10 protein-coding genes are annotated in these 10,375 nt (G+C 72.5%); 3 read left to right on the forward strand and 7 right to left on the reverse strand.

Annotation, left to right across the window (positions count from 1 at the left end):
- The coding region (locus P1P75_RS35210; RefSeq protein ID WP_319263184.1) for an NAD-dependent epimerase/dehydratase family protein at positions 1 to 546 on the reverse strand (546 nt) is incomplete at its 3' end.
- Positions 547 to 617: 71 nt separating this feature from the next.
- Here P1P75_RS35210 and P1P75_RS35215 point away from each other — a divergent pair.
- A complete protein-coding gene (locus P1P75_RS35215; RefSeq protein WP_319263186.1) occupies positions 618 to 1,127 on the forward strand; it encodes a GNAT family N-acetyltransferase in 510 nt (169 codons plus the stop codon).
- Positions 1,128 to 1,139: 12 nt separating this feature from the next.
- Here the strand turns inward: P1P75_RS35215 and P1P75_RS35220 are convergent, their stop codons facing one another.
- Positions 1,140 to 2,324: a MarP family serine protease gene (locus P1P75_RS35220; RefSeq protein WP_319263188.1), complete on the reverse strand. Its 1,185-nt coding sequence runs from the start codon at positions 2,322 to 2,324 to the stop codon at positions 1,140 to 1,142.
- Between the two features lie 125 nt (positions 2,325 to 2,449).
- Here P1P75_RS35220 and P1P75_RS35225 point away from each other — a divergent pair, with 125 nt between their 5' ends.
- Together P1P75_RS35225 and P1P75_RS35230 are read left to right on the forward strand one after the other, a co-directional pair.
- On the forward strand, positions 2,450 to 3,481 hold the full coding sequence (locus tag P1P75_RS35225; RefSeq protein ID WP_319263190.1) for a peptidoglycan recognition protein: 1,032 nt from the start codon (positions 2,450 to 2,452) through the stop codon (positions 3,479 to 3,481).
- Entirely contained in the window at positions 3,478 to 3,732 is a 255-nt protein-coding gene (locus P1P75_RS35230) for a hypothetical protein (protein WP_319263192.1), read from the forward strand. The genes P1P75_RS35225 and P1P75_RS35230 overlap by 4 nt, the downstream gene beginning before the upstream one ends.
- A 26-nt stretch (positions 3,733 to 3,758) precedes the next feature.
- Here the strand turns inward: P1P75_RS35230 and P1P75_RS35235 are convergent, their stop codons facing one another.
- The 5 genes from P1P75_RS35235 to sucB all read right to left on the reverse strand — a co-directional run.
- Positions 3,759 to 4,277: a DUF4240 domain-containing protein gene (locus P1P75_RS35235; protein WP_319263200.1), complete on the reverse strand. Its 519-nt coding sequence runs from the start codon at positions 4,275 to 4,277 to the stop codon at positions 3,759 to 3,761.
- Between the two features lie 58 nt (positions 4,278 to 4,335).
- Positions 4,336 to 5,310, reverse strand: coding sequence for a WYL domain-containing protein (locus P1P75_RS35240; protein ID WP_319263194.1), 975 nt, complete (start codon positions 5,308 to 5,310; stop codon positions 4,336 to 4,338).
- 121 nt (positions 5,311 to 5,431) lie between these two features.
- A complete protein-coding gene (aceE, locus tag P1P75_RS35245; protein WP_319263196.1) occupies positions 5,432 to 8,143 on the reverse strand; it encodes a pyruvate dehydrogenase (acetyl-transferring), homodimeric type in 2,712 nt (903 codons plus the stop codon).
- A gap of 324 nt (positions 8,144 to 8,467) precedes the next feature.
- Positions 8,468 to 9,091 (reverse strand): GntR family transcriptional regulator, encoded by a 624-nt coding sequence (locus P1P75_RS35250; protein ID WP_319263197.1) that lies wholly within the window; start codon positions 9,089 to 9,091, stop codon positions 8,468 to 8,470.
- Between the two features lie 230 nt (positions 9,092 to 9,321).
- On the reverse strand, positions 9,322 to 10,375 hold a 1,054-nt coding region (sucB, locus tag P1P75_RS35255; protein ID WP_319263199.1), incomplete at its 5' end, for a 2-oxoglutarate dehydrogenase, E2 component, dihydrolipoamide succinyltransferase.

The raw sequence follows: 10,375 nt of genomic DNA on the forward strand, positions 1-10,375 counted from the left end.
GAACAGCGGGAACAGCCGCCCCCAGGCGCCGCCGCCGCGCGCCACGACCAGCCCGGTCCGGGTGAACGCCGTGCGCACCCCCGCCGCCCGCGCCGGTTCCGCCGCCGCCTCCCACTCCACGCACAGCTCCGGCAGGAAACCCCGGCCCGCGGGCGCGCCCTCGTCGACGACCCGCTCGCCCGTCTCGCCGTAGTAGCCCATCGCGCTGCCGTTCACGAACACCCGCGGCCGCTCGTCGAGCGCGGCGACCGCCTTGGCGAGGGCGGCCGTCCCGTGCACCCGGCTGTCATGGATCCGGCGCTTGTACGCGTCCGTCCAGCGGTGGTCGCCCACCCCCGCACCCGCCAGGTTGACCACGGCACAACACCCGGCGAGCCCGGCCGCGTCCACCCGCCCCCGCTCGGGATCCCAGCGCACCTCCGCCTCGCTCCGGGGCGCGTGGCGCACCAGGCGGACCACCTCGTGCCCGTCGGCGGTCAGGGACCGCACCAGGGCGCTGCCGATGAGACCGGACGCGCCGGCCACCGCGATTCGCCTACGTTCCATGCCCCCATCCTGCCGTGTGACCTCGTAAAACCCCCGTCCGCAGCGAAGACCCGCGTCATAAGGTGCCGCACATGACCCACCTGCCGAACCTCACCGACGCCCGCATACGCCCCGCCCGGCCCGAGGACGACGAGACGCTCGCCCTCATCGACCGCCTGACCTGGTCCCCGCTGCACGCGGTCGCGCCCCGGCCGCAGCCGCCGTACAGCGCCTTCTTCGACGAACGGCACCACCCCGAGGAGCACCTGGTCGCCGAGGTGGACGGCCGTGTCGTGGGCTACATCCGGCTCGGCCGTCCCACCGAACTGGCCGTCAACGCGCACGTACGCCAGATCCAGGGCCTCGCCGTCTCCGACGAGGCCCGCGGCCGGGGCGTCGGACGGGCGCTGCTCCGGGCGGCCGTCGAGGAGGCCCGCCGGCTCGGCGCCCGCCGCCTCACCCTGCGCGTCCTCGGCCACAACACCCTGGCGCGGGCCCTCTACGAGTCCGAGGGCTTCGTGGTGGAGGGCGTCCTGCCGCAGGAGTTCCTCCTCGACGGCTCGTACGTGGACGACGTGTTCATGGGCCGCTCGCTCCTGTGAGCCGTCTCGCCGTCACGATCTGATCAGCTCGCCCGTGTCCACGGCGGCCGTCGCCGTCGTCGCCCGCCGGGCGTCCTCGGCGACCTCGGCGGCCGTCAGGACGTACCCCGTCTCGGCGTCGGAGGTGGAACGGGCGAAGACGACACCGAAGACCCGGCCGTCGGTGGTCAGCAGCGGGCCGCCGGAGTTGCCGGGACGCACGGTGGAACGGATCGAGTAGATCTCCCGGGTGACGGTGCCGTCGTTGTAGATGTTGCGCCCGGTCGCGTCGACCCGGTTCGCCACCGTCGCCGCCTGGAGGTTCAGACCGCCGTCCTGCGGATACCCCGCGACCACCGCGGAGTCCCCGCGCGAGGCGTCGTCGTCGAACCGCAGCAGCGGGGCCCGCAGCTCCGGCACATACAGCACGGCCACATCCCTGGCCGGATCGAAGAGCACGACCCGCGCCTCGTACGACCGCCCGACGCCCCCGATCCGTACGGTCGGGTCGTCGATGCCCGCCACCACGTGCGCGTTGGTCATCACATGCTCGCGCGCGTACACGAACCCGCTGCCCTCGCGGCCCTGGTCGCCCGCGACGCCCTCGATCTTCACCGTGCTCAGCTTCGCCGCACTGGTCGCCGCCGGGGTGACGCTGTCGCCGGTGGGCCTGGACACCTCCGCCGTCGACTCGTTCTCGAACGGGTTGAAGACCTGCGGGAAGCCCGCCTGGGTGAGCGCCGAGGTGGCCCGCGAGAACCACGCCGGGGTGGTGTCCGGCATCGTGGCCTGCACCGCCCCCAGCAGCCGGGAGTCCCGGATCGCCGACGTCACCACCGGAGTCGACGACACCGCCAGCACGCTCGCCGCCACCCAGGCGACGATCAGCACCGCCACCGAGTTCGCCACCGCCCCGCCGACCCCGTCGGCCACCCTGAGCGGCCCCTGCTCCAGCTCCCGGCGCAACCGCAACGCCAGCCGCCCCGCCAGCTCGTGCCCCACCGCCGCCGGGACCAGCACGGTCAGCACCGCCGTGACCGTCGCCGCCGTCGTCCCCGCTGTCACCAGGTCCATCACCCACGGCAGGATCCACACGCCCACCGCCGCACCGCCCACGAAACCGGCCAGCGAGACACAGCCGGCCACCAGTCCCCGCCGGTAGCCCGACCCGGCGTACACCAGGATCACCAGCACCAGCAGGATGTCGAGCAGGTCCACGGAGCCGCCTTTCTCTCGGACCCCTTAGTACGCGGGGGACAGGCCCGGTGATCAGCCTCGCGCGCCGCACCCGTCCACGACGGGCAACGCACGCGTGCAGACCGGAAACGTCCCGGACCGGGAGGATGGTTCCACCGGGTGGCACAGCACACATCGCGGACGGAACGGAACCGCCCGACAGTGAGTCCATGCGTGCCATACGACAGGTCGCCCTCCGCGCGCGGAGACTCGCGCGAAGGGCCACGCGCAGATCCACGCGGGAACTGCGGCGGCTGCGGGGGCTGCGGGGACGGCTCCCCGCGCCGCTGCCGCGCCCCCTCCTGGTGGCCCTGGCCTGCCTGCCTGGGCTCTCCGCCGTCGCCGCCCTCGTCCTGTGCGTGGGCGGCGTCGAGCACGCCGTCACCGCCTCCTTGGCGGCCCGCACCGTGCAGCGGGCGGCACAGCTCCCCGCGCACTCCGCCGCCCGGCCGCGGATCGTGCCGCGCTCGGTCTGGGTGGCCGGCGCCGCTCGCGCCCAGCCGGCCCCCCGCTACGACGACAAGGTCGTCGCCGTCTTCGTCCACCACACCGACTCGCCCAACGGCTACGACTGCGCCGACGCGCCCCGCATCATCCGCTACCTCTACGCGGGCCAGACCGGCGGCCGCGACTGGGACGACATCGGCTACAACTTCCTCGTCGACCGCTGCGGCACCATCTACGAGGGCCGCGCGGGCGGCACCGGCCGGCCCGTCACCGGCGCGCACACCCAGGGCTTCAACCACCGCACCACCGGCATCGCCGCCCTCGGCACGTTCACCTCCGGCGTCCCCGTCCCGCAGGCCATGGTCGACTCGATCGCCGCCCTCGCCGCCTGGAAACTCGGCCTGGCCGACGTCGACCCGCGCGCGAGGGTCCGTCTGACCTCCAGCAACAGCGGCAGCCGGTACGCGGCGGGCGCCACGGCCGCCCTGCCCGTCCTCGCGGGCCACCAGGAGGCCTACATGACCAGCTGCCCCGGCGCGGCCCTCACCGCCCGGCTGCCGGAGATCCGGCGGACGGCGGCCCGCCTCCAGGGCCGCACCTTCACAGGAACGCCTCAGGCGGCGTTCAGGGTTCTCCCATCCACGCCTCCTACCGTCATGCACCACACAAGGCGACAGAGGTGGGGACCATGAACAGCATCACGGACAGCGTCACGGACAGCAGCGCGAACACCGGTCGCAGGACGGCGGCGGCCGGCTGGCATCGGGCCGCCCGCAGCCCCTGGACGATTCTCTGCGCCGTCGCCGCGGTCGTCCTCGGCCCGGCCGCGGCCACCGCGTCCGCCCTGGAGCAGGCCAACGAGGCACCGCTGCACCACGCCGTGCGGGCCGAGCAGCAGGCCTACATCCCGATGGACGCCACGCGCCGCCGCACGACCGTGTGACCCCCGCGGGCCCCTCGGAAGAGGGATCATCCCCTGAAGCGCTCCCACAGCAGCGGATAGCGCTCCGCCAGCGCCCGCTCGTTCTCGAAGTCGAGCGGCGTCCCCTCGGGTTCCGCCGGGGCGGGCGCGATGCCCAGTTCCGGCGCGACGGTACCGGTGAGCTGCTCGTAGGCCTCGTCGGCCGCGTAGCCCAGTTCCTCGCCGTCGCCGTCGATCTCCTCATCGAACTCGCCCAGCAGATCCGCGAGCGAGTCCGGATCGTGCACGGCCCCCTCGTACACCTCCCGGCCCTGACCGATCAGCCAGCACCGGAAGAAGTCGAAGGCGTCGTCGCTCGCCCCGTCCAGCAACACCCAGGCCGCGCCCCACAGATCCCAGGTGTAGGCCCGGTTGAAGCGGGCCTCGAAGTGACGGGCGAAGTCCAGCACCATGTCGGGGTCCAGCTGGACCAGCCGCTCCACCAGCAGGTCGGCCTGCTCCTCCGGGTCGCCCTCGGCGGCCTCGCGGGTGTCGTCGACCAGCTCCCAGAACTCCGTCTCGTCCATCACGCGTCCCAGCATCGTGCCTGGACGGGTGGCCCGCACCTGGAGTGCGGGCGTTTTCCTACGGCCGGTACAACGCCGCCAGCCGGGCCGCGTCCTCGGCGAAACGGCGCCGCAGCGACTCCGGGGAGACCACCTCGGCCTCCGGCCCCAGCGCGGTGAGCTGGCTGTGCGCCACCTCCTCGGACTCCACGCCCAGCGTGACGGTCAGCCGGCCCCGCGCGTCGGGCTCCCCGGCCCCCGCCAGCGCGTCCCGCGCGGCCACCGGGTCGACGGCGTGCGGCAGTCGGCGCAGCCCCGCCGGCGAGAGCCGTACGACGACCTCGGCGCGCAGGATCGAGCGCGCGAACCGCTCCGCCTGACCCGCCCAGAAACCGGGCAGATCGAACTCCTCGTCCCTGCCGAAACGCCCCGCGAGCGGCTCCGCGGCCGTGAACCGGTCGATCCGGTAGGTGCGGAAGGCCTCCGCCTCGGCCACTCGCGCGCACAGGTACCAGACGCCCGCCTTGAGCACGAGACCGTACGGCTCCAGCTCCCGTACGACCTCCGCCTCGCCCCGCCGGTAGCGGGCGGTGAGCCGGCGGTCGTCCCACACCGCGTCCGCGACCACGGGCAGCAGCGGGGGTGCCACCGGCTCCTGGAACCAGGCCGGCGCGTCCAGGTGGAACCGCTGTGCCGCCGCCGTCGGGGCGTCCCTGAGGGACGGCATGAGTGCCGCCGACACCTTCAGCCGCGCCACCGAGGCCGCGTCCGCCAGCCCCATCTCCCTGAGCGCCCCCGGTACGCCGCTCAGGAACAGCGCCTCCGCCTCGCCGCGGGCCAGTCCGGTGAGGCCGGTGCGGTACCCGTCGACGAGGCGGTAGCCGCCGGCGCGCCCGCGCTCGGCGTACACCGGGACGCCGGCCTCCGACAGGGCCTGGGCGTCCCTGGTGACCGTCCGCTCCGACACCTCCAGCTCACGCGCCAGCTCGGCGGCGGTCATGGCGGGCCGGGCCTGGAGGAGCAGCACCATCTTGATGAGCCGGGCAGCACGCATACCCGCATGATGCCGGGTGGCACCGACACGCCGAACCCGGGGCGAGTCCCAGGGGCGCACACGGGAAGGGGCGCGGTGGCCGATGCCGGCCGCCGCGCCCCTCCCCGTACGAACTCCGGGCCTACAGCCCGTACCGCTCCCGCGCTTCCTTCACCGCGGTCGCCTTGACCTCGCCGCGGCGGGCCAGCTGGGCGAGGGCCGCGACCACGATCGACTCGGCGTCGACGCCGAAGTGGCGGCGCGCAGCGTCACGGGTGTCGGACAGACCGAACCCGTCCGCGCCGAGGGACGAGTAGTCCTGCTCGACCCACTGCGCGATCTGGTCCGGAACCTGGCGCATGTAGTCGGAGACGGCCAGCACCGGCCCCTCCGCACCCTGGAGCGCCTGACGGACGTACGGCACCCGCTCCTCGCCGCGCAGCAGCGCCGCGTCGGCGTCCAGCGCGTCGCGCCGCAGCTCGGTCCAGGAGGTCGCGGACCACACGTCGGCGGCCACACCCCACTCCTCGGCGAGCAGCTTCTGCGCCTTCAGCGTCCAGTGGATCGCCGTACCGGAGCCCAGCAGCTGGATCCGCGGCGCGTTGGCGACCGGCGCGAGACCGGCCGACTCCGCGGTGTTGAAGCGGTAGAGGCCCTTGACGATGGCCTCGTCGATGCCGGGGCCGGACGGCTTCGCGGGCTGCGGCATCGGCTCGTTGTAGACGGTCAGGTAGTAGAAGACGTTCTGGTCCTCGCCCGGTGCCGCCTCGCCGTACATCCGGCGCAGACCGTCCTTGACGATGACGGCGATCTCGTACGCGAACGCCGGGTCGTAGGACAGCGCGGCCGGGTTCGTCGCAGCGATCACCGGGGAGTGGCCGTCGGCGTGCTGGAGGCCCTCGCCCGTCAGGGTGGTCCGGCCCGCGGTGGCGCCGACCAGGAAGCCGCGGCCGAGCTGGTCGCCGAGCTGCCACATCTGGTCGGCCGTGCGCTGCCAGCCGAACATCGAGTAGAAGATGTAGAACGGGATCATCGCTTCGCCGTGCGTGGAGTACGCGGTGGACGCGGCGATGAAGTCGGCCATCGAACCGGCCTCGGTGATCCCCTCGTTGAGGATCTGGCCGTTCTTGGCCTCCTTGTAGTACATCAGCTGGTCGCGGTCGACCGGCTCGTACGTCTGGCCCTTGGGCGAGTAGATCCCGAGCGAGGGGAACAGCGACTCCATGCCGAAGGTGCGCGCCTCGTCGGGGACGATCGGCACCCAGCGCTTGCCGGTCTCCTTGTCGCGGACCAGGTCCTTGACCAGCCGGACGAACGCCATGGTGGTGGCGATGTTCTGCGTGCCGGACCCCTTGTCGAAGGAGGCGAACGTCTTCTCCGCGGGGGCGGGCAGCGGGGCCAGCGGGTGCGTACGGCGGGCCGGGGCCGGGCCGCCGAGGGCGGCGCGGCGCTCCTGGAGGTAGCGGACCTCGGGGGCGTCGGCGCCGGGGTGGCCGTAGGGCACCACACCGTCGACGAACTGGCTGTCCGAGATGGGCAGTTCCAGCCGGTCGCGCATCGCCTTGAACTCGTCCACCGAGAGCTTCTTCATCTGGTGGTTGGCGTTCTTCGACGCGAAGCCCTCACCGAGGGTGTGGCCCTTGACCGTCTGGGCCAGGATGACCGTCGGCGCGCCCTTGTGCCCGACGGCCGCCTTGTAGGCCGCGTACACCTTGCGCGCCTCGTGGCCGCCACGGGAGAGGTGGAAGCACTCCAGGATCTTGTCGTCGCTCAGCAGCTTCGCCATCTCGACGAGTGCCGGGTCGCCGCCGAAGAAGTCCTGGCGGATGTAGGCGGCGTCGCGCGTCTGGTACGTCTGCACCTGGGCGTCGGGCACCTGACGCAGACGGCGGACGAGCGCGCCCGTGGTGTCGAGCCGGAACAGCTCGTCCCAGGCCGTGCCCCACAGCGTCTTGACGACGTTCCAGCCGGCGCCGCGGAACTGGGCCTCCAGCTCCTGCACGATCTTGAAGTTCGCGCGGACCGGGCCGTCGAGGCGCTGGAGGTTGCAGTTGATGACGAAGGTGAGGTTGTCCAGCTCCTCGCGGGCGGCGAGTGCGAGGGCCGCCGTCGACTCGGGCTCGTCCATCTCGCCGTCGCCCAGGAACGCCCAGACGTGCGAGCCGCCGACGTCCTTGATGCCGCGGTTGGTCAGGTAGCGGTTGAAGCGCGCCTGGTAGATCGCGGAGAGCGGGCCGAGGCCCATCGACACCGTCGGGAACTCCCACAGCCAGGGCAGCCGCCGCGGGTGCGGGTACGACGGGAGGCCGTTGCCGCCCGCCTCCTGACGGAAGTTGTCCAGGTGCGCCTCGGTCAGCCGGCCGTCGAGGAAGGCACGGGCGTAGATGCCGGGGGAGGCGTGGCCCTGGATGTAGAGCTGGTCACCGGAGCCGGGGGAGTCCTGGGACTCCTTGCCCTGGAAGAAGTGGTTGAAGCCGGTCTCGTACAGCCAGGCCGCCGAGGCGAAGGTGGCGATGTGGCCGCCTACGCCGTGTTTCGCACCGCGGGTCACCATGGCCGCCGCGTTCCAGCGGTTCCAGGCGGTGATCCTGGCCTCCATCGCCTCGTCACCCGGCGCTGCGGGCTCGGCGGCGGTGGGGATGGTGTTGACGTAGTCGGTCTCGAGCAGCTTGGGCAGCGCGATGCCGTTGCCCTCTGCGCGCTCCAGCGTGCGCCGCATCAGGTATGCGGCACGGTGCGGCCCGGCCGCCTGGGTGACCGCGTCCAGTGAGGCCTGCCATTCGGCGGTCTCCTCCGGGTCCCGGTCGGGGAGCTGGTCGAGCGCGCTCGGCTGGATGGCGTGGGGGTCGGTCATGTCGCCGCCTTCCTCAGTCGAAGGGGGTTCCCTCATCGGTAAGGGTTCGGGGGTGCCCTTTGTCTTTGGCAGGACAGGGCGTGGGCCTTCGGACGGTGACGTTGTACGACCCGTCGTGAAGCCCGTCGGCGACTGTAACTCCCTGATCGATGATCGATCAAAGGGTTGAGGGGGAAAACCTCTTGATCACGAGAAAGTAGGCACGGGGTGTCTCGGCCAAAGGCACGGGGTGCCGCATTTTCGAAAGGTTTTCGCAGGTGAGGCCACGTATGAGCGAGTGCTCGCTCAGGGTCGCGGGCACGCCTGCGCGGCAGTGCGGCGCACTCACGCCCGCGGCGCGCAGCCCAGCACATGGGCCTTCACGATCTCCGCGATCCGCGGGTCCTGCCGCTTGAAGGCCGCCACCAGCTCCTCGTGCTCCTCCGCGTACGACTGCTGCACCGTCCCCAGCCAGCGGATCGACAGCGCCGTGAACACCTCGATGCCCAGACCCTCCCAGGTGTGCAGCAGCACGGAGTTCCCGGCCGCGCGCACCAGCTCGCGGTGGAAACCCACCGTGTGCCGCACCTGGCCGGTCCCGTCCGACGCCCGGTCGGCCTCGTACAGCGCCGCCACATGCGGCTCCAGCGCCGAGCAGTCCTCGGCCAGCCGCCGCGCCGCCAGCTCCGCGGCGATCGCCTCCAGCCCGGCCCTGACCGGATAACTCTCCTCCAGGTCGGCCGCGGTCAGGTTCCGCACCCGTACGCCCTTGTTCGGCGCCGACTCGATCAGCCGCAGCGACTCCAGCTCGCGCAGTGCCTCGCGCACCGGCGTCTGGCTGACCTCCAGCTCGGTGGCGATCCGCCGCTCCACGATCCGCTCGCCCGGCTTCCAGCGCCCGCTGACGATCCCCTCGACGATGTGCTCGCGGATCTGTTCGCGCAGCGAGTGGACGACGGGCGCGGTCATGAGGGCTCCTTAGCACGTTTGACGTTTAGACAATAAGGCCGCTCACGTCCCCGGGTGGAGCCCACGGGCACGCTTCGACGCAGGTGAGACGAGCGCCACCCCACTGAGGGCTCCGCCCCCACGGGCGGGACGGGAAGGGGCGGCGGGGGCGGACGAAGCCCCGTGGACGCGAACGTACGGCGCCCCCGCCCAGAAAACCCGGGCGGGGGCGCCGTACGACCTGCGGCTGACTACAGGCCGAGCTCGACCTCGAACTCGCCCGCCTCCAGGATCGCCTTGACCGCGGTCAGGTACCGCGCCGCGTCGGCCCCGTCCACCAGCCGGTGGTCGTAGGACAGCGTCAGGTACGTCATGTCGCGGACGCCGATGACCGTACCCTCCTCCGTCTCGATGACGGCCGGACGCTTCACCGTGGCACCGATACCGAGGATCGCGACCTGCCCCGGCGGCACGATGATCGTGTCGAAGAGCGCGCCGCGCGAACCGGTGTTGGAGATGGTGAAGGTCGCGCCGGACAGCTCGTCCGGGGTGATCTTGTTGCCGCGGACCTTGCCGGCCAGCTCGGCCGTGGCCTTGGCGATACCGGCGATGTTGAGGTCGCCCGCGTGCTTGATGACCGGGGTCATCAGGCCCTTCTCGGAGTCCACCGCGATACCGATGTTCTCGGTGTCGAAGTAGGTGATCGTGCCCTCGTCCACGTTGATCCGGGCGTTGACGGGCGCGTGCGCCTTCAGCGCCTGGGCAGCGGCCTTGACGAAGAACGGCATCGGCGAGAGCTTGACGCCCTCACGGGCCGCGAAGGAGTCCTTCGCCTTGGCGCGCAGCCGCATCAGACGCGTGACGTCGACCTCGACGACCGACGACAGCTGCGCCTGCTCGTGCAGCGCCTTGACCATGTTGTCGCCGATGACCTTGCGGATGCGGGGCATCTTGACGGTCTGGCCACGCAGCGGGGAGGCCTCCAGCGAGGGGGCCTTCTTCGCGGCGGCCGGTGCGGCGGCGACCGGAGCCGGGGCGGCCGCGGCGGCCTTCGCGGCCTCGGCGGCGGCGATGACGTCCTGCTTGCGGATACGACCGCCGACGCCGGTGCCCTTGACCGAACCGAGGTCGACACCGTTCTCGGCGGCGAGCTTGCGCACCAGCGGGGTGACGTAGGCACCCTCGTCGGTGGCCTGCGCGGCAGCGGGAGCCGGGGCGGCCGGGGTGACCGGAGCGGGCGCGGCCGGCGCGGGCGCCGGAGCGGCCGGAGCCGGGGCGGCAGCGACCGGAGCCGGAGCCGGGGTG

This window comes from Streptomyces sp. ID05-39B (assembly GCF_033794725.1).
Classification (GTDB): domain Bacteria; phylum Actinomycetota; class Actinomycetes; order Streptomycetales; family Streptomycetaceae; genus Streptomyces; species Streptomyces bobili.

What these genes read in the sequence shown, in the direction of transcription:
- P1P75_RS35215 (WP_319263186.1), top strand. Translation starts at nt 618, where the DNA reads ATGACCCACCTGCCGAACCTCACCGACGCCCGCATACGCCCCGCCCGG.
- P1P75_RS35225 (WP_319263190.1), top strand. Translation starts at nt 2,450, where the DNA reads ATGGTTCCACCGGGTGGCACAGCACACATCGCGGACGGAACGGAACCG.
- P1P75_RS35230 (WP_319263192.1), top strand. Translation starts at nt 3,478, where the DNA reads ATGAACAGCATCACGGACAGCGTCACGGACAGCAGCGCGAACACCGGT.
- P1P75_RS35235 (WP_319263200.1), bottom strand. Translation starts at nt 4,277, where the DNA reads ATGGACGAGACGGAGTTCTGGGAGCTGGTCGACGACACCCGCGAGGCC.
- P1P75_RS35240 (WP_319263194.1), bottom strand. Translation starts at nt 5,310, where the DNA reads ATGCGTGCTGCCCGGCTCATCAAGATGGTGCTGCTCCTCCAGGCCCGG.
- aceE (WP_319263196.1), bottom strand. Translation starts at nt 8,143, where the DNA reads ATGACCGACCCCCACGCCATCCAGCCGAGCGCGCTCGACCAGCTCCCC.
- P1P75_RS35250 (WP_319263197.1), bottom strand. Translation starts at nt 9,091, where the DNA reads ATGACCGCGCCCGTCGTCCACTCGCTGCGCGAACAGATCCGCGAGCAC.